Origin of the sequence: Pseudomonas sp. LJDD11 (assembly GCF_024584215.1) — a bacterium.
Taxonomy (GTDB): Bacteria; Pseudomonadota; Gammaproteobacteria; order Pseudomonadales; family Pseudomonadaceae; genus Aquipseudomonas.
Window position 1 is genome coordinate 86813 of sequence record NZ_JANJFL010000023.1, and the last position, 20915, is coordinate 107727.

Annotated in this window: 22 protein-coding genes and 1 tRNA gene; 9 read left to right on the forward strand and 14 right to left on the reverse strand. The window is 61.1% G+C overall.

Features of this window, described 5'->3' with window-relative positions:
* Positions 1-89 precede the first annotated feature (89 nt).
* From NRB16_RS22295 to NRB16_RS22315, 5 genes are all read right to left on the reverse strand, one after another.
* The gene (locus NRB16_RS22295) at positions 90-860 is read right to left on the reverse strand and encodes an N-acetylmuramoyl-L-alanine amidase (protein WP_257106976.1); all 771 of its coding nucleotides are present in this window, start codon (positions 858-860) and stop codon (positions 90-92) included.
* Between the two features lie 348 nt (positions 861-1208).
* The gene (locus tag NRB16_RS22300) at positions 1209-1562 is read right to left on the reverse strand and encodes a RidA family protein (protein ID WP_253140642.1); all 354 of its coding nucleotides are present in this window, start codon (positions 1560-1562) and stop codon (positions 1209-1211) included.
* 9 nt (positions 1563-1571) lie between these two features.
* Positions 1572-1922 carry a cupin domain-containing protein gene (locus tag NRB16_RS22305; protein WP_253140643.1) on the reverse strand — a complete coding sequence of 117 codons (351 nt, stop codon included), beginning with the start codon at positions 1920-1922 and terminating at the stop codon, positions 1572-1574.
* 94 nt (positions 1923-2016) lie between these two features.
* On the reverse strand, positions 2017-2793 hold the full coding sequence (locus NRB16_RS22310) for a pyrroline-5-carboxylate reductase (RefSeq protein ID WP_253140644.1): 777 nt from the start codon (positions 2791-2793) through the stop codon (positions 2017-2019).
* A 20-nt stretch (positions 2794-2813) separates the two neighbouring features.
* Positions 2814-4136, reverse strand: coding sequence for an FAD-binding oxidoreductase (locus NRB16_RS22315; protein ID WP_257106963.1), 1323 nt, complete (start codon positions 4134-4136; stop codon positions 2814-2816).
* Positions 4137-4311: 175 nt separating this feature from the next.
* Between NRB16_RS22315 and NRB16_RS22320 the strand changes: the two genes are divergently transcribed.
* The gene (locus NRB16_RS22320) at positions 4312-5235 is read left to right on the forward strand and encodes an RHS repeat-associated core domain-containing protein (protein WP_253140646.1); all 924 of its coding nucleotides are present in this window, start codon (positions 4312-4314) and stop codon (positions 5233-5235) included.
* A gap of 12 nt (positions 5236-5247) precedes the next feature.
* Here the strand turns inward: NRB16_RS22320 and NRB16_RS22325 are convergent, their stop codons facing one another.
* The 4 genes from NRB16_RS22325 to NRB16_RS22340 form a co-directional block, all read right to left on the reverse strand.
* Positions 5248-6204 (reverse strand): 2-hydroxyacid dehydrogenase, encoded by a 957-nt coding sequence (locus NRB16_RS22325; RefSeq protein WP_257106964.1) that lies wholly within the window; start codon positions 6202-6204, stop codon positions 5248-5250.
* A 91-nt stretch (positions 6205-6295) separates the two neighbouring features.
* Positions 6296-7060 (reverse strand): SDR family oxidoreductase, encoded by a 765-nt coding sequence (locus NRB16_RS22330; protein ID WP_045483420.1) that lies wholly within the window; start codon positions 7058-7060, stop codon positions 6296-6298.
* Between the two features lie 29 nt (positions 7061-7089).
* A complete protein-coding gene (locus tag NRB16_RS22335) occupies positions 7090-7776 on the reverse strand; it encodes a fumarylacetoacetate hydrolase family protein (protein WP_045483423.1) in 687 nt (228 codons plus the stop codon).
* A gap of 98 nt (positions 7777-7874) precedes the next feature.
* The gene (locus NRB16_RS22340; RefSeq protein WP_257106965.1) at positions 7875-9224 is read right to left on the reverse strand and encodes an MFS transporter; all 1350 of its coding nucleotides are present in this window, start codon (positions 9222-9224) and stop codon (positions 7875-7877) included.
* Between the two features lie 560 nt (positions 9225-9784).
* Between NRB16_RS22340 and NRB16_RS22345 the strand changes: the two genes are divergently transcribed.
* The gene (locus NRB16_RS22345) at positions 9785-10702 is read left to right on the forward strand and encodes a response regulator transcription factor (protein ID WP_257106966.1); all 918 of its coding nucleotides are present in this window, start codon (positions 9785-9787) and stop codon (positions 10700-10702) included.
* A gap of 73 nt (positions 10703-10775) precedes the next feature.
* Here NRB16_RS22345 and NRB16_RS22350 read toward each other — a convergent pair whose 3' ends face one another.
* Positions 10776-11681, reverse strand: coding sequence for a LysR family transcriptional regulator (locus tag NRB16_RS22350; RefSeq protein ID WP_253117629.1), 906 nt, complete (start codon positions 11679-11681; stop codon positions 10776-10778).
* A gap of 108 nt (positions 11682-11789) precedes the next feature.
* On the opposite strand from NRB16_RS22350, the gene NRB16_RS22355 reads away from it, so the two are divergent.
* Positions 11790-12728, forward strand: coding sequence for a 2-hydroxyacid dehydrogenase (locus NRB16_RS22355; protein ID WP_257106967.1), 939 nt, complete (start codon positions 11790-11792; stop codon positions 12726-12728).
* A gap of 55 nt (positions 12729-12783) precedes the next feature.
* Entirely contained in the window at positions 12784-14133 is a 1350-nt protein-coding gene (locus NRB16_RS22360; protein WP_257106968.1) for an MFS transporter, read from the forward strand.
* Positions 14134-14148: 15 nt separating this feature from the next.
* Here NRB16_RS22360 and NRB16_RS22365 read toward each other — a convergent pair whose 3' ends face one another.
* The gene (locus tag NRB16_RS22365) at positions 14149-14487 is read right to left on the reverse strand and encodes a cupin domain-containing protein (RefSeq protein WP_257106969.1); all 339 of its coding nucleotides are present in this window, start codon (positions 14485-14487) and stop codon (positions 14149-14151) included.
* A 144-nt stretch (positions 14488-14631) separates the two neighbouring features.
* The gene (locus NRB16_RS22370) at positions 14632-16689 is read right to left on the reverse strand and encodes a methyl-accepting chemotaxis protein (RefSeq protein WP_257106970.1); all 2058 of its coding nucleotides are present in this window, start codon (positions 16687-16689) and stop codon (positions 14632-14634) included.
* Between the two features lie 402 nt (positions 16690-17091).
* Between NRB16_RS22370 and NRB16_RS22375 the strand changes: the two genes are divergently transcribed.
* The 3 genes from NRB16_RS22375 (at position 17092) to NRB16_RS22385 (ending at position 18456) form a co-directional block, all read left to right on the forward strand.
* Positions 17092-17168, forward strand: a tRNA-Met gene (locus NRB16_RS22375).
* A 134-nt stretch (positions 17169-17302) separates the two neighbouring features.
* Entirely contained in the window at positions 17303-18031 is a 729-nt protein-coding gene (locus tag NRB16_RS22380) for a hypothetical protein (RefSeq protein WP_257106971.1), read from the forward strand.
* 161 nt (positions 18032-18192) lie between these two features.
* A complete protein-coding gene (locus NRB16_RS22385) occupies positions 18193-18456 on the forward strand; it encodes a DUF1652 domain-containing protein (protein ID WP_052483352.1) in 264 nt (87 codons plus the stop codon).
* A 23-nt stretch (positions 18457-18479) separates the two neighbouring features.
* Here the strand turns inward: NRB16_RS22385 and NRB16_RS22390 are convergent, their stop codons facing one another.
* Both NRB16_RS22390 and NRB16_RS22395 read right to left on the reverse strand, forming a co-directional pair.
* Positions 18480-18785, reverse strand: coding sequence for an NIPSNAP family protein (locus NRB16_RS22390; protein WP_253140655.1), 306 nt, complete (start codon positions 18783-18785; stop codon positions 18480-18482).
* Positions 18786-18854: 69 nt separating this feature from the next.
* Positions 18855-19070: a hypothetical protein gene (locus tag NRB16_RS22395; RefSeq protein WP_253117668.1), complete on the reverse strand. Its 216-nt coding sequence runs from the start codon at positions 19068-19070 to the stop codon at positions 18855-18857.
* Positions 19071-19233: 163 nt separating this feature from the next.
* Here NRB16_RS22395 and NRB16_RS22400 point away from each other — a divergent pair, with 163 nt between their 5' ends.
* Together NRB16_RS22400 and NRB16_RS22405 are read left to right on the forward strand one after the other, a co-directional pair.
* Positions 19234-20055, forward strand: coding sequence for a TlpA disulfide reductase family protein (locus tag NRB16_RS22400; RefSeq protein ID WP_257106972.1), 822 nt, complete (start codon positions 19234-19236; stop codon positions 20053-20055).
* Positions 20056-20261: 206 nt separating this feature from the next.
* Complete coding sequence (locus tag NRB16_RS22405; protein WP_257106973.1) at positions 20262-20783, forward strand: cysteine hydrolase family protein; 522 nt, start codon at positions 20262-20264, stop codon at positions 20781-20783.
* Positions 20784-20915: the final 132 nt, after the last annotated feature.

A 20915-nucleotide genomic window follows, 5' to 3' on the forward strand; every position in this document is an offset into this window, starting at 1 on the left:
TGAGAAAGCTGAGAAGTGCACCTGCAACGCGCAAAGGCATTGAATAGATGCCTGCTTCAGAGCCTTCTCAAACGGAGAACAGCTGAAACTTACTTTCCGGGGAAGTATTTGGCGACCAGCGCATAAACAATGGCTGCAGTTTCAAGATCAACTACACCGTTATAGTTCTCAGGTCTGAAGTGCAACTGAAAGGCTCTGACCAACCCACGATAACCACTGTCACCGGCGGCAGTAGAGGTGTCGTAGCCGTAGGTTTTTAGTTTGGCTGTTATATCAGCACGCGATGGCAGACCAGCGCTGAACTGTTGCTTGAAGGCTTGTACCGTGGCCGCGTCGTACCAGGCGCCCACGCCTGCGTCATAAAGCACTTTCCATGGAAAAACCGCGCCGGGGTCGCTCTTGCGGCCGGGTGAAATATCCGAATGCCCGACCACATTGACCGGGCTGATGTCCGGGTAACGTTGCAGGATATCGCGGGCCAGTTGTTTGACGGCTTCGATTTGCTCAGGATGGTACGGCGGGAACTTGAATACGCCGCCTTCGTCGGTGGCCAGATTGACGATCTCGATGCCAATCGAGGTGTCGTTGAGGCTATTGCGGTTGCCCCATGTGCTGACCCCCGCATGCCAGGCCCGCTCGCTTTCATCGACCAGGTTGAAGATGCGCAAGGTATTGAAACCTGCCTCCTGATAGTCCTTTTCCGACGGGTCGGGGATCAGATAATGGGCACTCACGGCCGGCCCGGTCAGGGCATTGACCGAGCCTCGAAAACCGATGGCCGTATAGTGCATGACAAGAAAACGAACGCGACGATTGAAACCTTTTACAGAGCGATAAGTAGTGCGATCAACTTCGTACACAAGCGCCTCCAATGACGGGCTAATACATTTAAAAAGCCCGACCAAACTAGCACCGTACAAAGCCCGTCAACGTATCGACTCCGTTACGTGGCACGACTAACGCACGCAGCATGTTTCATGATTAAGCGTTGCACCGCCTGGGTCTGGTTTGATGCGGTGACTTAAACCGGCCTCTTCGTCGCAATGCCGCCCAGACCAAGCGCCCACAGGGGGGTGTGATGCTTAATCGAACAGTATCGGCTTTAACCCGCACTGGGCATTCTTGGTGGACCGACTACCAATGACTTGCATACCCCGGTCTTGAACTAGCCACAGCGCGGTTTGGTTGTAGCGGTTTTACCGACTCTGTTACAGATACCCGCTGGCCTGAATCTCGATCAGGTACTGCGGCGTCACCAGTTGCGCCCCCACACATGCGCGAGTCGGCGGTGCTTCGGCGGCCCAGGCGTCGTAGATCAGGTTCATGGCGTCGAAATCGGCCATGTCACTGAGCCAGATCTGCACCCGAGTCACACGTTCCTTGCCGACGCCGATCCGCGCCAGCATCGCCTCCAGCTGCCTCAGTACACACTGGGTCTGGGCGGTGATATCGGTATCGGACTCAGGCTTGAGCGCCACCATGCCGGAGGTTTCGAAGCGGTCACCGGCAATGATGATCTGGCTGGCACGGGTGCCTGCGTTGATGCGTTCGATAGGTGTCATCGCCCGCTCCTAGAACAGTACGTAAGTTTTGCGGAAGTTCTCGCGGATGTCCCACACGCCTTCGCAGTTCTCCGGAAACAGTACAGCATCACCAGCGCTGAGTTTGACCGGTTCGCCACCGTCGGGAGTGAAGATGCACCAGCCGCTGATGATGTGGCTGAATTCACGGTTCTTCAGGTGCCGACGGAACACACCGGGGCTGCTTTCCCAAACGCCGATACTGGCGCCGACGGCTTCGTTGGTCTGATCCTGGGCGGTACGTGCCTGGGCGATAATGTCGCCGATCGGCAGCTTGGCCGGAGCCGGCTCGCCCAGCTCGGCGTGGTCAGCGTTGCGTACAACGGTCAGTACATTACTCATGGGTATCGGGGCCTCGTTGGCAGGGTTGAATCAGGCCCGCTCCTGCTGGCCTGCCAGCAAGGAGTCGAAGCCCGGTGCAGGTAAGACGGGTGGCTCAGTGGCCGGCAGAACGGCTCAGCAGGGCATCGAGCACCACTTCACAAGCTGCTTTCCATTGCGCGCCGGCCTGCGAGTGGTTGAGCAGCGCCAGCCCGTCGGCGGTGTAGGTGCCCGGAGTGGCGATGCGCTCGCCGAGGGCCTTGAGGCTCTCGTGCTGTTGTTCTTCAGAACAGGCCAGGCAGTCCTTGAGGCTGCTGAGCACCAGTTGCCGGGCCTGTTGCTCCGGCAAGCCTTTATCGGCCAGCCACTCTTGCAAGTCGTGCAGCAGGAAATAGAACCAGCCGTTCATGCAGGCGGCCACGGTGCCCAGCTCGAACTGCGTGTCATCGGCCAGCACCACCAGACGCCCCAGCAACCCCAACAGCGGTTCCAGCTCAGGGGTCGGTGGGGTCAGGGCAACCGTCGACTGGCCGAACTCGGCAGCGTACGACAGCATGACGCGCACGCAACGAGCGCCCGGAAACAACTCGGCAAGCCGGCTCAGACTTTCGCCGGCCACCACCGACACCAGCCATTGACCGGGCCTGACCTGAACCTCAGCGGCCAGGCTGGCCAGGTCGGCCGGGCGCACGCCAACGACTAACAGCTGCGCCTGTTCGGCCACTGCCGCGTTGCTTTGCAGCGTGCTACAGCCGTAGTCGGCGACCAGTGCCGCAGCCCGTTCGCGATTGCGCGGCGAGAGCAGGATCGGCCCGTCAAAACCGCCGTTACGCAGCCCGCGAACGAGTTTTTCGGTCAGTTCGCCAACGCCCAGAATGCCGATGCTGTGCATATGTTGCTCTCCTTGGCGGCTCAGCTTTCCTGACCCGCACGGTGTTGGCCCAGGCGCAGGTTGAAGTTCACTCCCAGGCTCAGGAACGGCTCTGGCGGGTTGGCATTCGGCCCTTTGGAGGAGAGCAGAAAATCAATCAGTTCATCGCGCTCACCGGCCAGCCAGTCGGCCAGCAGCGTGCCGGTGATGGTGCCGCGGGTGATGCCCAGACCGTTGCAGCACAATGCACCGTGAATGCGCGGCGCCAGTGTGCCGAAAAACGATTCATGGTTGCGCGACAGGCACATCGAGCCACCCCAGGTGTAATCGAATGGCGTGCCGGCGAGCATCGGAAAACGTCGTTCGAACGACTCGCGCTGCTGGCGTTCGGCACGCTCCAGGTATTTCTTGTGGCTGCGCCCGTCGGGGTTGAAACTGAAGCTGTTGCGCACCAGCAGGCGCTGGTCCGGGGTACGGCGCAAGGTGCTGCCGAACGGGTCCGCCGGGATAATGCCCCAAGTGCTCTTGCCACCCAGACGCGCCTGTTCTTGTTCGGTCAGGGGCCGGGTCATGCTGGCGTAGGTGAACACCGGCAGCAGGCGGCCCTTGAGGAAGCCGAAGTGCGAGGCGAAAGCGTTGTTGGTCAGCAGCAACTGGTCGGCGATCAACCGGCCGTTGTCGTGGATCAGGGTGACTTTGTCGGCGCCCTGCTCGATGCTGTGAATGCGGGTGTTCTCGAACAGCGTGACGTTGGCCGGCAGGCTCTCGGCCAGCCCTTTGACCAGTGCCGCAGGCTGCAGCAGGTAAGTGCCGGGGGTGTACAGCCCGCGCTTGTAGAAGTGCGTGCCGACATGCTCTGGCATGTCTTTGCCATCGATCATCTGGTAGGCCTGGCCGAGTTTTTCAAGACCGCTGCGATAGGCTTCCAGCACCGCAATGCCCTTGGGCTCGATGGCCGCCTGGTACTTGCCGGCGGCCTGCAACTGGCAATCGATGCCGTGCTCGGCAATCAGTTTTTTCAGCAACTCCTGGGCGCGCAGGTTGAGCTTGAGGCTCATGCGCGCGGTGGCCAGGTCGCCGATGTAGTCCGGGGCGCCGATGTCATGGGGCAAATCGATGGCGAAGCCGGAGTTGCGGCCTGAAGCACCGAAACCGACCTGTTGGGCTTCGACCAGCACAATCTGGTCATTGGGGTAATGCAGGGCCAGTTGCCGGGCAGCGGCCACACCGGTAAAGCCTGCGCCCAGCACGACCCAGCGCGCCGAGGTGCTACCCGAATGCGCCGGACGCACTTTGCGCCCCAGGCTGAGGTGGAACCAGCCACAACCGTTGTCGTCTGCCGGGGTTACAGTGCGCTCGAACATGCTCGAATCCTTTTATTTTGGCCACTATCGCATCGGCTGCGGGGTGAGCCATATAACAAACGGGACGAGTCATAGAAGATGTGGGTGGCGCCCAGCCTCACAGTTCTGCCAGTCGCCGGATTGCCTGTTCGCAGTGAAACTTCAGCCTGAGCATGATTGGCCGAGGCTTTCACATATGCCTGCGCACAACTGGCTTTGCCGCTATCAATACGACGCCCTGGATCGCCTGGCAGGTCGGCTACCCGGTGAAACAAGCAACGAGCGGTGTTTCTATCAAGAGAAGCGACTGACGACCATTGTTCAGCAACAGCGCAGCACCTCCTGGCTGAATACGGCGCACTCGATCCTGTCGCAACAGCAGCGAGAACAGCGCAAGACGCTATGTGCACTGGTCGGTAGCGATCCGTCAGGTTCGGTGATCCATAGCGTTGCGACGTCAGGACTAAGCGTCTGTACCTATGCACCCTACGGCCACCGGCATCCTGTCGCTGCCTTTGAGCAGTTACCGGGTTTCAATCGCGAGCGAGCGGATCCAGTCACAGGTCATTATTTATTAGGCAGCGGTTTCCGGTCGTTCAATCCGGTGCTGATGAGGTTCAACAGCCCGGATGATATGAGTCCGTTTACCGAAGGCGCACTGAACGCCTACGCCTACTGCGTGGGCGACCCGATTAACCGTTTTGACCCGACCGGGCACCTGCCGACGTTTCTGAAAAAGATTCTTCGCCCTGCCGGTTTGATCAGAACCCGTAGTCAGGTTCGGATGCAGAGCTACTTGAGAGACATAAGCCCGAGAGCTTCGGTTGCATCGACCGATACGCTAACGACTGTGGTTTCAGACTCGCAGGACTTCGACCTCATCCAACTGACCAGGCAATCATCCCAACCCGCCATTGAAAGCAGATCTGTCGTTGAGTTGAAGCCTGCCATTGAGCCAACCGCCAAGGCCGGTGTGCAGCCCACCACCAGTTCGAGTCTGGGTATGGATTATTGGGGAAAAAGAGCGGCGTCCCGACAAGCGCAGATATCTTTCGGAGAACCCGTTCAGAGCAGGCAGGCATCGGTCAGGGGTAGCAGGAGCGTTCAGAAACGCCCCTGAAACACTGCCTACTTAACCGGTCACACAGGCTTGCGGCTTCTTGCCAGCAAAGGTATCCACCAGGCTGGCAATCACCATCTCGCCCATACGGGTACGGGTCTGCACTGTGGCGCTGGCGCGGTGGGGTTGCAACACCACGTGCTCGTTGTCGAACAGCGCATCAGGCACGCGGGGCTCATCGACGAACACATCCAGTGCCGCACCGGCGATGCTGCCGGCCTTGAGTGCGGCGACCAGCGCGTCTTCGTCGACCAGCTTGCCGCGTGCGACGTTGACCAGGTAGCCGTCCGGGCCCAGCGCTTCGAGCACGTTGGCATCGATGATCGCTTTGCCGCCGTCGGCGGCGGCGGCGAGGATCAGGGCGTCGCTGTTGCGGGCCAGTTCGCTCAGGTCGGCGACGTAGCTGTAGTTGACGTCGCTGATCGGTTGCAGGTCGGTGTAGCTGATCGGGCAGCCGAAGGCGGCGGCGCGGGTGGCCACGGCGCGCCCTACCCGGCCCAGGCCGACGATACCAACGCGCATGCCGCTGAACTGACGGGCCAGCGGTAGCGGCGCCAGCGGGGTCGGGCTGTGCTGCCACTGACCGCTGCGCACATAGCGGTCGCTGGTGCACAGGCCACGGCAGGCCGCGATCAACAGACCGATGGCCAGATCGGCAACATCGTCGGTCAGCGCGCCGATGGTGGCGGTGACATGGATGCCCAGGTCGCGGCAGTAAGCCAGGTCTACCGCATCGGTGCCGACCCCGTTGACCGCGACCACTTCGACGCGGGGCAGTTTCGACAGGACTTCACGGGTGATACCGGTGTGGCCGCCGGTGATCACGCCCCGGATGTTCGGGCCGTGTTCGGCCAGGTAGGCAGCTTTGTCGGTTTGCTGGAAGTACGGGCGAATGGTGAAGAGCTCGGCGAGGCGTTCGCGGATTTCAGGGATGAGGATCGGGCTCAGTTGCAGGACTTCTGGTTTCATGGGGTACCTCGTTTGATTCGGATAATGGGGGCGAGCGCTGCGCGCTCGGTCGCGAGCAGAGCTCCCTCCCACAAATGTGGTGTGTCAAGCGTCAGCCACGGCCTACGAACGGCATCTTGGTGGCCATGACGGTCATGTTCAGGACGTTGGCCGACAGCGGCAGCGCGGCGATGTAGCGCACTGCGTCGGCGACGTGCTGGACGTCGACCATGGGTTCTACGGCGATTTCGCCGTTGGCCTGGCGCACGCCACGGGTCATGCGTTCGGAGAGTTCGGTCAGGGCGTTGCCGATGTCGATCTGGCTACAGGCGATGTCAAATTCACGGCCGTCCAGGGCCAGGGCTTTGGTCAGGCCGAGTACCGCGTGTTTGCTGGCGGTGTAGGGCGCGGTAAAGGGGCGCGGGGTATGCGCGGAGATCGAACCGTTGTTGATGATCCGCCCGCCTTGCGGTTGCTGGCGGCGCATCAGGCCGAAGGCTTCGCGACAGCACAGGAACACGCCGTTGACGTTGGTGGCGATGACGTTGTCCCAGGTGTCGAGCGGCAGTTCGTCCATGGGCACGGCCGGGGCGTTGACGCCGGCGTTGTTGAAGATCACATCCAGGCGGCCGTAGCGTTCTTCGACGGTGGCAAACAGTGCTTTGACACTGGCCGGGTCACGTACGTCGGTCACCACCGGCGTGGCTTCCCAACCTTGCGCTGCGGCCTGTTCGGCCACGTTCAGCAGCGGCTCCAGACGCCGCCCGGCGAGGACCACGCGGTAGCCGTCTTGCAGCAGGCCCAGCGCCACGGCTTTGCCGATGCCGCTGCCAGCCCCGGTGACCAGGGCGATTTTCGAGGAGGATTTATTGGACATTGTGACGCTCCTGTTGATGTTCGCTGAATTCAGGCGGCGCGCTGGCCGACCCGGACGTCGATCTGCCCGACCCCTTCTACGCCGGCGCTGATCCGGTCGCCGGGTTCTAGCGCTGCGACGCCTTCCGGGGTGCCGGTCATGATCAGGTCGCCGGGCAACAAGGTGATGCTGCGCGACAGGTGGCTGATGATCTCCGCCACCGACCAGAGCTGGCTCTCCAGGCGCGAGCGCTGGCGTTCGGTGTCGTTGACCATCAACCAGACTGCACCCTGTTGGGCATGGCCCTGACGGCTCACTGGCTGGATCGCGGTGATCGGTGCCGAACCATCAAAGGCCTTGGCGCCCTCCCATGGCATGCCGGCCTGTTTGGCGCTGCGTTGCTGGTCACGGCGGGTCAGGTCCAGACCGGCGGCGTAGCCCCAGACATGCTCCAACGCCTGGCTTTCCGGGATGTCTGCCCCGCCGCTGCCGATGGCCACGACCAGTTCGATTTCATGGCAGAACTCTTCGGTCTGCGGCGGGTAGGCGATCTCGCTGCGGGCTTCGATCACCGCCGAGGCGGGCTTCATGAAAAACAGCGGCACACTACGACCCTGGCCGTCGCTCCAGGGGTAGTTGCGGCCGACGCAGAACACCCGGCTGACCGGAAAGCGCTGGTCGCTGCCGACCACTGGCAGGCTGGGTTGCGGAACGGGGCTGAAGACAAAATCGCTCATGGTGGTTTGACTCGGTAGGTACGGTCGACAGGTCCAGCCTAAAGCGGCTTTGCCCGGCAAAGTTGGACGAAAGCCGCTTCGTTTTGGAGTTAACAGCCTTATTGAGTCTTCAACTCGATGCGGTACAGGCGACCCAGCAGCAGCGAGTACGACAACGTACCCATCAGCGCTACGCCGCCGATGAACCAGAACGCCAGGGCGAACGAGCCGGTGGCCTGGACGATGGCGCCGATCACAATCGGGCAGACAATCCCGCCGATATTGGCCGCCAGGCTGGTGACCCCGCCGGTCAGGCCGATCAGCTCTTTGGGCGCAACTTCCGAGACCGCCGCCCACGACGACGAAGCAATGCCCTGAGCGAAGAAGGCGATGGTCAGGATCGCAATGCAGACCAGGTTCGAGTCAGTGAAATTGACCAGCACGATGGACATGCCGAGCATTGAACCGACCACCAGCGGCAGTTTGCGGGCAAACGACATGCTGTAGCCGCGGCGGATCAACAGGTCCGAGACGATCCCGGCGAGCAGAATGCCGATGGTGGCGCCGATGAACGGCAGTACGGCGAAGATGCCCACCTTGATGGTGGTCAACTGACGTTCTTCGATCAGGTAGGTCGGGAACCAGGTGAGGAAGAAGTACAGCGCCGAGGTGCTGGCGAACTTGCCGATGCAGATCGCCCAGATCTGCCGGTAACGGAACAGCTCGGCAATCTGCCGCCAATTGAATTTGGTACGTTCCTGGCTGCTTTTGACCAGGCCACCACCGTCTTCGATGTACTTGAGTTCTTCCTTGCTGACCTTCTTGCAGCTCAGCGGGTCGCGATACAGAAACAGCCAGACCACGCCGAACAGGATGCCGACCAGGCCGGTGCTGTAGAACACATGGCGCCAGTCATAGGTGGTGGCCAGCCAGAGCAACGCGCCGGTGAACAGCGCGGTGCCCAGGTACTGGCCGCACACATACACGCTGCTGGCCATGCCGCGCTCGCGGGCCGGGAACCAGACGGTCACCGCCCGGCTATTGGCCGGGAATGCCGGCGCTTCCATGGCCCCGACCGCCAGACGCAGGCCGAACAGTGCCGCAAAGCCGCTGGCCAGGCCCTGGCATACGGTCACCGCCGACCAACTGATCAGCGACACGCCGTAGGTCACCCGTGAGCCGAATCGGTCAGCGATGAACCCGGCTGGCACCAGGGCCAGGGCGTAGGTCCAGGCGAAGGCGGAAAAGATCAGGCCCATCTGGATCTTGTCCAGCCCCAGGTCTTTGGCCATGAACGGCGCGGCGATGGAGATATTCACCCGGTCGACGTAGTTGATGATGGTCGCGATCAGCAGCAGGCTGAGCATGAACCAGCGTCGGCGAGTGGGCAGCCGGGTGGTGCCGGCGGCTTCAAGGGAGGCGGCGCTGGTGGCGACAGACGCAGCCTGGGAATTGGGAAGGCTCGACATGGGTTGACCTCATTGTTGTTGGGATATCGAGGTTTTCAGGCAAGACAGCGCCGTCCCTGCGTGGCGCGCAAGGCATGGACTGTGTGTGTGGGCGATGTGGGTCAGGCGCGGCGCAGCGGCCTGTCATTCAGATGCGGCGGCGGTGGCCACCAGCGAAGCGTGGTTTTCATTGGGCGAGCACCTTGTGATTATTGTTGATAGATGTCTGCGGCAACGCTTATCAAGGTGGTCGTACGACCAAAAAAAATCAACGCAAGGGTTAGATCGTTTTTTCACCAGAGGCCGGTGTAATTCCCGAATGTCCAAAAACTCCCGCCACTGCCGGGATCCTGAACGAAAACTTAATTCTTGCTGAAAACACCGTAATAGAGCCTTTCAACAGCGAGCCGTAGCGACTATGGTGATTCACCAGTGCCTCGCGATTGTCCAAACGGAACCCGCGAGATGAGCACTACGGTCATCGTACAATTGCTTGTCAGCTTGACCCGCGCCTGTACAAAATCAGCTCTGCAACCCTGGCTGCGACATCGGGCAGCCGTCGAACAAGAAGGGAGATGAACATGCAGTCAGTCAGCCGGGTACCGACCTACGGCATGCAGCAACGCAGTGAGCGAGCGGACTTTTACATCCGCGATGAGCAGGCGCGGATCGCCGAAACCGCCCTGCACCGCCACGAATATTTCCAGATTCAGGTCAATCTCGGTGGCGATACGGTGCAGCATATCGGCTCTGTGCAGCGGCCATTCCCGCGTAACGCCCTGGCGTTTATCCTGCCGCATCGTATGCACATGATCCCGCACCCGGCCGACAGCCATTTCGTGGTGATCAATTTTTCCCAGACCTTTCTGCTGCCGCACCTGGAGTGCGACCCGATGGATCTTGAAGAGGTGTCGATCCTGCTGGCACCGGAGTTGTCGCCGTTTCGCTTTCAGGAGCATCTGGACTTTATCCTCGACCCGGATGACTTCGAGGTGATCTGCACGCTGGTACAGCAGATGCGCGACCTCGACCCGCAGCGCCAGTTCGGCAGCCGGGAAATCATCAAGGGCCTGTTACTGCAACTGATCGGCAAGGTGTGCATGAGGTTTGCCGAGCCGCTCAAGCAACTGGCCCAGGACAACGCCGCCCAGACCAGCCGCCGCGATGCGCTGACGCGCATGTCGGAGTATGTGCGCAAGAACCTCGCCGACCCGGACCTGAACCTGACCAAGGCCGCCGCCGCGACCTACCTGTCGCCCACCTACCTGACCCACTGGTTGCGCAAGGAGATCGGCAAGACCTTCAGTGAACTGGTCCTGGAGCGGCGCATGCATGCTGCGCGCAGTTATCTGCTGGGTGGCTCCAAGCCGGTGGGCGAAGTGGCGCGGCTATGTGGCTTTGCCGATGAAGCCTATTTCTCGCGGCGCTTCCGGCAGATTCATGGGTTACCGCCGGGCCAGTTCCGCCGCCAGCAGCTGGATATGGCGGTGATGCCGTAGCAGCGTAGGACCTGCTTTAGCAGGGAACTCCCCCCATTCGCGACTCAAGCCGCTCCTACCGGGTTAATGCCGATCAAAGGGGAGCGGCGGTTTGCTGTTCGCTGAAATGCCCACGGGCCATGTTGATGAAGCGTGGCAGCGCCGGGTTGTCGTTGTCGTCACGGTAGACCATGTACATGTCGGCCGACAGTTGCGCATCGGCCAAGGGGCGAAACTGCAGGTGGCCGATATACAGCTCCCGCGCCGAGGCCGGGACGATACCGATGCCCAGCCCGGCGCGCACCAGACCCAGAATCGAGTGGGTCTGTTTGAGGTAGTACAGGTAGCGCGGCAGCACCCCGGCGCTGGCGAACAGGCCGACGATGCAGTCGTAGAAATAGCGGCCCTCTTTGGGCGAATACATCACGAACGGCTGGTGCGCCAGGTCTGTGATAGCAAGCGTTTGCCGCCCGGCCAGCGGATGACCGTCAGGCATCACCACCACCAGCGGCTCGCGGCTGGCCAGTTGGTAGCTCCAGCCCGGCCGCGGCTCGGCGTGGCGCACAAAACCGATGTCGATCATGTTGGCGGCCAGCGCTTCGGTCTGGTCGCTGGAGACCATTTCATGCAGCTCAAAGCCGATATCCGGCAGTGACTGGCCCGCCGCCCGGAGCAGTTCGGGAACCATGTTGTAACCACTGACCGCCGTGAAACCGATCACCAATTGCCCCGCCTCGCCGCTGGCCAGCCGCCGGGCACTGTCGCTGGCCTGTTCGGTGTAGGCCAGCAGATGCTGGGCATCACGCAAGAACTGCCGACCGGCCACCGTCAGGCGTACCTGACGGTTACTGCGGTCAAGCAATTGCACACCCAGCGAGCGCTCCAGCAACTGGATCTGGCGGCTCAGCGGTGGCTGGGTCATGAACAAACGCTGGGCCGCGCGACCGAAGTGCAGCTCTTCGGCGACCATCACAAAACAACGAAGTTGGTGGAGTTCCACGATTCAATTCTTGTATCGAAACATTCAGGATGAATGTTAGACGTGAATCGATGCTTTTCCTAGGCTGTCGTCCAGTCCTCTACAACGACAACTCACAGGAAGACGATGATGACCCACGACATCCTGCTTACCCAGCCGGTCCCGGCACCGATCGATGCGCAGTTGCTACAGAGCTACAACGTGCATCGCCTGTATCAGGCCGATGATCAGGACGCGCTGCTCAATGCCGTCGGCGCGCGCATTCGCGGCGTGGTGACCGGCGGCGCCAAGGGCCTGTCCAACGCGCTGATGGACCGCTTGCCTAACCTGCAGATCATCGCCATCAGCGGTATCGGCACTGATGCGGTGGATCTCGATCACGCCGCCCAACGCGGGGTAAGGGTCACCACGACCCCCGGCGTACTCACCGATGATGTAGCCGACATGGCCATGGGGCTATTGATCATGAGCCTGCGTGAGCTGGGCGTGGGTGAACGTATCGTGCGCAGCGGCCAGTGGGGCACGGTCAACCAGCCGCTGGCGCGCAAGGTCAGCGGCACCCGGCTGGGTATTGTCGGCCTGGGCCAGGTCGGCCATGCCATCGCCCGCCGTGCCCAGGCGTTCGGCATGAGCATTCAGTACAACGACCTGCGCGAACAGCCGCAGACCGGTTATCGGTTCTTTGCCGACCTGCTGGACCTGGCCCGTAACAGCGATGTGCTGGTGCTGGCGGCTTCCGCTGATCTGGGCAGGGCGATCATCACCGCAGCGGTGCTCGAGGCGCTCGGGCCGCAGGGTTATTTCATCAACGTGGCGCGCGGCAAGCTGGTCGATGAACAGGCGCTGATCACCGCCCTGCAGACCCGCACTATCGCCGGGGCCGGGCTGGATGTGTTTGTCGATGAGCCCAACGTACCGCAAGCCCTGCGCGAGCTGGACAACGTCGTGCTGCAACCGCACCGCGCCAGTGCCACCGAACAGACCCGCCTGGCCATGGGTGAAATCGTGCTGTCGCACTTGCAGGCCTGCTTCGCCGAACCGCAACTGCGGGCAGCCATTCCGGCCTGATGCCCGCTTCTCCAGCCAATAACAACACAGCCCCTTGAGGGCATCGGAGAACACCATGAATAGCAAGACTGCGCCCATTGAGGCTGCGGTGACAGAGACTCGCGTCGGCCGCCAGCGCTTTGTGATTCTCGCGCTGATTTTTGTCGTCACCGTACTCAACTACGCCGACCGCGCGACCATGTCGATTGCCGGCACTGAAGTAGTCAAGGAACTGGGGCTGGACCCGATCATGCTCGGCATGATCTTTTCGGCCTTCGCCTGGGCCTACGCGCTGGGGCAGATCCCCGGTGGCTGGCTGCTGGACCGCTTCGGCGCACGCCGGGTGTACGGCTGGAGCCTGTTTCTGTGGTCGCTGTTTACCATGCTGCAAGGCACGGTGGGCTGGATCGGCCTGGTCGGTTCGACAGCGGCTATTACCTTGTTCGGCATGCGTTTCATGCTGGGTCTGGTCGAGTCGCCGGCCTTCCCGGCCAATAACCGCATCGTCGCCAGCTGGTTCCCGACCCGCGAACGCGGCACGGCTTCGGCGCTGTTCAACTCGGCGCAGTACATGGCCGTGGTGGTGTTTGCGCCGTTGATGGCCTGGCTGACCCACAGCATGGGCTGGGAGCATGTGTTCCTGTGGATGGGCGGCCTGGGTATTGTCGCGACCTTCTTCTGGTTCGCCCTGTACCACGACCCGGCCAGCCACCCGCGCCTGCAAAAGGCCGAACTGGATTACATGCGTGAAGGCGGCGCACTGGTCAGCCTGGAAACCACGCGCAAAACCGAAAAACCCAAACTGAAATGGGCCGAGGTCAAACAGCTGTTCACCAGCCGTACCCTGTGGGGCATCTATCTGGGCCAGTACTGCATTACTGCCCTGACCTACTTCTTCATCACCTGGTTTCCGATCTACCTGATCAAGGGTCGCGGCATGACCATCATGGAGGCCGGCTGGGTTGCGGCACTGCCCGCGATCTGCGGTTTTTCCGGCGGGGTGTTGGGCGGCGTGGTCTCTGACTGGCTGATCCGCCGCGGCGTCCACCCTTCGCGCGCGCGCAAGACGCCGTTCGTGATCGGCATGGCGTTGTCGGCCACGCTGGTGTCGGCCAATTATGTAGACGCCAACTGGATGGTCATCGCCCTGATGGCAATGGCGTTTTTCGGCAAGGGGCTGGCCGCCGTCGGGTGGGCAGTGCTCTCCGATACCGCACCGAAAAACATGGTGGGCCTCAGTGGCGGCGTGTTCAACGGCATCGGCAACACGGCGGGGATCATCACCCCGGTGGTGATCGGCTATTTCGTCGCGACCACCGGTTCGTTCAACGCCGCACTGTGGTTCGTCGCCGCCCACGGGCTGGTCGCAATCCTGGCCTATACCGTGATTGCCGGGCGCTTCGAGCGGGTGGAGATAGCCAAATAACCCGCACTGCCGGGGTCAGGCATCCGACGCAGCCTCGCCAATATGGATGGCCAGCCATACGGTGGGCTGCGCCGGGTCGGTAAAGGTGACGCGGTGTTGCATGCCTGCCGGAATGAACAGATGATCGCCAGGCGCCAGGGCGGTTTCGACATCGTCCATAAGCACCCTGGCCGAACCGCTCAACACCACGACCCATTCATCATGGGCCTGCTGATACGGACGCTCAGGCGACGTGACCTGCCCTTGGGAGACGATCCGCTCGACCCGACAGCCTGGCCTGACCAGCAGATCGGTGAAAACCTCTGCCTGACGGGCATCGGGAAGCGGGGTGAACAGGTTGGTGGGGGTCGGCATGGGGGCTGGCTCGTGCGTGAAAGGCTGGCGCCCAACCTTACCGCAGGAGCAGCCGGGCGGCGATTCGCTTTAGCTGCGATGATGCCTTCGCGGCTAAAGCGGATCGCCGCCCGGCCGCTCCTACGGGTACCGGTCCAAGCACCATCAGCTCAGATGAAAGCGCGCCGTGTTGTCGTTCAGTGCCCGGCTGCCTTTGCTCAGGGTATCGGCGGCCTGGTTGACTGCCCGGGCGCCGTCGAGCAATCGCCCGGCAGCCTGGTCGACCTGCTGGATACTGCCACTGACCTGGTCAGCCGTGGAGGCTTGCTCTTCCACCGCCGTGAGGATTTGCGCCAGGGTGTCGGTCACGCTCTGTACTGCGCTGGCGATTTCGCCCAGCCGCACGCCCAGGCCGGTCACTGACTGCGCGTCGTCCACGGCCTGGCCACACGCGGCTTCCATCAACTGGACAGCCTGGGTCACGGTACTGCGCAGGCTGTCGACGGTGTTGGCAATCTGTGCAGTAGAGGCCTGGGTTCGCTGCGACAGGCTGCGTACTTCATCGGCCACCACGGCAAAGCCGCGCCCCTGTTCGCCCGCCCGCGCCGCCTCGATGGCCGCATTGAGCGCCAGCAGGTTGGTCTGTTCGGCGATGCCGCGAATGGCATCGACCACCGACTGGATCTGCTGACCTTGCTCGCTGACCCGCCCCAATGCCGCCGCAGTGTCGGTCAAACGGCGATTGAGTTGCTGGATACTGTCGGTGGTGCGCTGGCTGTCGCGGCTGCTCTCTTCGGCAATCTTGCGGGTCTGCCGGGCACTGTCGGAAGCCTGCTCGCAGCTCTTGGCCACGCCCTGGGAAGTGGCGGCCAGCTGTGTGGCGGCTGCCGCGATCTGGCTGATCTGTTGCTGCTGGTCCTCAACCTCGCCCAGAGTGTCGTTGGACTGCGCATTGAGGGTCTGCACGGCCGAGCCCAGTTGCAGGGTCTCGTGATTGACGCCCAGCAGGCTGGTCCGCAATTGCACCACCGCGACGTTCAGCGCCTGGCTGATGACGGCCAGTTCGTCGCGGCCCTGCACCGAAACCTCGACGCACAGATCGCCGTCACGCAGCGACTCGGCCAGGGTGGTGATACCGCTGGCACTGCGGCGGATCGACGCTTGCAGGCAGGCAAACAGATAGAGCGCAGCGATCAGCAACACGCCGAAGATCACCCCGACCGGGATAAATTCCCGATTGGACTTGTTATGGTAGTAGCCCAGGCGCTCGTTGAGCGACACCAGAGACTGATTTCGCAGCCCGGCCATCTCGTCCAGCAGGCGATCGACACTGCGCTCGAACTCCACCGGCTTGAGCTTGATCGTGCCGCCAAACACACCGTCATCGAGCACCTTCAGTTCTTCCGCGAGCACCTGCATGCTCGCGGCGTAGCGGTTGGCCCAGGGTTGCAGCTCTGGCGGCAGCCGGGTTTGCAGAATGTTTGCAGTCTTGACCATCTGGTCGCGGGCATCGTCAATGCGGCTGCGCAGGTCACGCATCTGCAGCCGGCTTTGCAGGCTGAACTGGCCGCTGACCACGGACGTCTGGCCAACACTGGCCATGCGCCCGATGCGCTCGATCAGGTCGGGGGTCTGCTGGGTGGAGAGCTGCATCAGCAGGTAGGTTTCCAGCCACGGATCCAGGATCAGGCCGGTGTCGATCGCGACCTGTTCGCGCACACCTTGCAAATGACTGATCGCGGCGGTGAAGCGCTCATAGCCATCCGGCCACCAGCCCACACTGCGCAGCGATTGCGTATCCATACCGGTAACAGAAGCCTCCAGGACTTTGTAACGGGCAAAGGTGTCGGCACTGGCCTGTTCCGCCTTCAGCGCAGCGCCGAGGCGTTCCAGCGCCTGCTTGATGCGCGGCACCGCAGCGTCGATCTGCTCCATGATCTGCCGCGCTTCGGGGGTCGGCTCACGCAGGATGTCCACAGCCTTCCAGCGCGCCGCACGGTCGCGCTGGGCGACCAGTTCACGATCCAGATCTTCGAGCACCAGCAACTGGCGCACGCCCGATTGCTCACCGGCGATCACTGCCAGCTTGGCGCGATATTCACTGCCAATCATCCACAGGCTGCCCACCAGAGGCAGCATGAACAAGAGGAATAACAGCTGAAACTTGCGAGCAAACCCAAAGCGCCCCAGCAGACGCATACCCGGCGACAACAAGCTGTCCATGGACTTCCCCCAACGCGTGGATACCTTTGCGGCACAGCCTGCTCAGGTATCTTTCTTATAAATTAGAAGCAAAATGCCATGCTTATGTTTCCGATCCAGGTCGGCATCTGTCCAATGCTACGGACACGACACCGACCCGCCTGAAAACGTCATGGCAATTCGATAGCAAGATCCGGACCGAAGCGCATCAGGTAATGATCAGTGGCACCCGCCTGACGCCCACGACCAAAAACGCACCATTTGTGTGCGCAGTTACACAGCAGACGTCACTGGAAGAAACAACCGGTGGGAAGGCAACGACAGGGACCACAGCGCAAATCGCTAAGCGATTGATCGCATGGAAATATTTTTAAGATATTCGCTTGACACCTATCTGATATCGGCGAATAATGCGCGCCACTTGGCTACATAGCTCAGTTGGTTAGAGCATAGCATTCATAATGCTGGGGTCCGGGGTTCAAGTCCCTGTGTAGCCACCAAGTTCACAGTAAAGCCCGCCTAGTGCGGGCTTTGTTGTTTCTGGGGATCTGCAATCGCTCTTCCCCGCGCCCGCCCTGCCGTTTACGCTCATTCAAATAACGCCCTGCTCCATCGCTCAGGTAAAGGAATCCCTATGCGCTGTGCTCTAGCTCTGACCTTGTTCTGCCTGCCCGCTGTCGCTTCTGCCGATTGCACCGCACAGCTGGCCGGTTGGGCGAAAAAGCTGCATCCCGATCTGACCTTCTCTGCCCAACACTCGGTGTGCAAGGCCTCTCCTGTCGATGCCAAGCGAACCCTGGCAGCCTTGGCGTTTGTTGAAAGCGGCGATGAGGAGGACGGCGCGACCTACGGGCTGGAGGTTCTCACCGCTGTAGGTGGCCAGATCGAGCAGCATGTCTATGAAAGTGCGGCGATCAGTTCCGATGCAGTGCGCTTCGAAAGTCTGAGCCTGGACACCGCACGCTATCACCTGACACCTGAGCTGCGCGCATTTGGGGTGCGTGCCAGCTATGTCGGCTCATCACGCGTGAACCCGTTCTCCTCCACCGACCTGAGCCTGTATGTGCTCGACGGCGCCAAGCCGCGCATGGTTCTGGACAAGCTGGAAGTACAACGTTCAGGCGGAGAGTGGGATGGCAACTGCCAGGGCGAGTTCTATGACATCACCAGCAGCCTGGCGATCGACAAGACGCTTAGCCATGGTTATGCGGGCCTGGCGGTGACGGAAAAGACGGTAGAGTCGCGCTCGTTCGCGAAGCACGACGATTGCAGTAACAGCGAGAGCAAGCCGGTGACCAAGAGGTACCTGGTGACCTACGATGGCACCCACTATGTAGTGCCAGGCCAGGGCAAGCATCAGTGATGCCGAATGGGCCTGGGTGAAATCGGCAGCGCATCACATTTCTGACGTGTTGCCCGCAAACAGCCAGGGATGCGGGACGACATATCGACAGACTTGGACTAGATTAGTGAACGCTCTCCTATTTCCAAGCGCCCGGCACCCGCAGTGCCAAGGATGCCCAGATGCTGCTTTCCCATGCCGATCTGCGCCACATCATGGAAACCGCGTTCGTCCCGTCACTGTGCAAGTGCACCATCACTGCCGACGGGCTGATGAGTCTCGAACTGAGTCATCCCAGAACCCAGGCTGAGGAATTCAGCCTGAGCGGCATTCCGGTCGCTCAGCTGGACACCGGACGCGCCATTGCATCGCTGGTGCTGGGTATCCGCGAAGAGGTCAGGTTGCGTCAGGTGGCCCGGCCGCTGCGAGCCATGCATCAGGCCTGAGTTCGTTCAACCGACGCTGCCTTTCAATCAAGCAACGGGCGCATAAAACTGCGCTCGTAACTGATGATGAATTTTTTCTCGGTTGCCAGTTGCACGGCCTCGATGCATTCAGGGTCAGTGGCGGCCTGTTCGCGATAACGTTCGTAGTCGGCCAGGCTGGGGAAGCTGAACAGGCAGTAGGCGACGTTATTGGCGCCTTCTGACGGCAGGAAGTAGCCGTGGTGCTGCCCTCCCATGCGCCCGACCAGATGAATCCAGCGACGGCAATAGGCTTCGAAATCGACCAGTTGATAAGGGTCAATGATGTAGCGGACGTGGCAGGTGATCACTGGATCATTCCTTTGAAAAAACCGGGACGCCATTCTAACCCGGCGTTCAGCCTACTCTTCTTGAGTTACTCAGAAGACAAACTGATTGAGCGCTACAAGCCCACCGACTACCCAGACCGCCGCGCCCAACGCGGTGACCCATTCCGAGCTCGGCTTGCCTGATAACCATGACTCACGAGGTGACCATTGACCCAGCGTTATCAGTTTGAGCAACAGCCAGCCAACGGGATAGAAAAGACAACGCAGGACAAACTCAACAATGAGTTCCAGCAATGCGTCCAGCATCAAAACTACTCCCTGATAGAGGCCATCGAAGATGGCCGCATGATCTTATCAGGTCACAGACCGTCATAAATCACCTGCAATTACCCTAGTGGCCAGTATCGCCTTGCAAGGTGCGCGGCTGGCAAAGTGAAGGCCTTTTTTCAGGCACCAAGGAACACACCCAATGCTGACCCTGAACATCGGCCCTCTGGCACTGGCCATGCAGCATGTCCTGATCATTGGCAGCCTGTTGCTGGCGAGCCTGACCGGCTGGCGCGTGGGCCGCCGTCAAGGGCTTAATCCGGAGAAGCAACTGTTTGGCCTGCTGATTACGGCATTGCTGGCGGCTCGTGTTGCCTTCGTGGCGGTGTATTTCCAGCATTACCGAGACCAGCTCTGGGGAATTGTCGATATCCGTGACGGCGGCTTTATCGCTGAGGCGGGGCTGTTGGCTGCGCTGCTTATGGGCGCCTGGAAGCTGTATAAAAACCCGCCGCTGCGCAAGCCGTTGGGCATAGCGATGATGGTCGGTTTATTCGCCTGGGGTGCGGGTAATCTTGTCTTGCACTGGCAGGAACGAGAATCACGCCTGCCTGATCTGGCGTTGGTCGAGCTGGACGGCAAGCCGGTCAACCTGCAGGCGTATCGTGGCACGCCGCTGGTCATCAATTTGTGGGCAACCTGGTGCCCGCCGTGCAGGCGCGAGATGCCGGTGCTGATGAAAGCCCAGGCCGAACATCCGCAGATGACCTTCCTGTTCGTCAATCAGGGTGAAACAACGGATGAGATCCAGCGCTTCATGCAGTCCCAAGGGCTGGAGTTGAGCAATGTACTGCTCGACCGACACAACCAACTCGGCAAGCTGGCCGGCTCCATGGCCTTGCCAACCACCTTGTACTTCGACAGTGAGGGTCGGCAGGTCGGCAATCACCTGGGTGAGCTGTCGCAGGCCAGCCTGGCGCGGGCCTTGAAAAGCCTGAAAAACAGTGAGGAGTCAGGCCAGTGAAGCGGTTGCCATCCTCTTACGGATTGACTAGTCTCGCCCCCATGATCATTTTCGCGCTGACCTCGACCACCACTACCACGACCGCCCATGGCGGGTCGCGTGCGGTGTCGTGAGTAACTGAAGCACGATCCCCCAAGGCCCCGCCAGCGATGGACGGGGCCTTTTTATTGCCCGTGTCGCTGGCTTTTCAAGCAAGGAGAAGCGACATGCACGCACTATTGGTTCTGGATATGCAGGTCGGGCTGTTCCATGGCCCGGACACGCCTTGGCAAGCCGAGCGGCTGCTCAATACGGTCAATCAACTGCTGGGCAAGGCCCAGGCAGCGGGAGCACCGGTGTTCCTGGCCCGTCACGTCGGCCCGTCTGGCTCGCCCATCGAACCGGGCAGCAACCTGACCCGCCTGATCGATGAACTGCATCTGAGCGGCAACGAGCATATTTTCGAGAAAACCCGCCCCAGCGCGTTTGCCGGCACTGATCTGGTTGAACGCCTGCACGCGGCAGGCACAAAAAGCCTGGTGATCGTCGGCCTGAAGACTCAGTACTGCGTGGACAGCACCTGCCGCGCCGCACGCGAGCTGGGCTTCGATGCGGTGCTTATCGAAGACGGCCATAGCTGCTCTGACACGCCAGCTCTCAAGGCCGAACATATTGTTGCCCACCATAATGCGACCCTCGCCGGGCCGTTTTGCCGAGTGGTGCATTCACAGGACTGGCAGTTCGATTGAGCTACGATTGTCTCCTTCAGAGTGACAGTAAAACGCTTTTCAGCCGATTTATCCCATCCCGGTAAATCCTTAATCTGTGTCCAAGTTGAACGCAACGCCACTTACCCCACAACTTCTCAGATAAAGGATCTA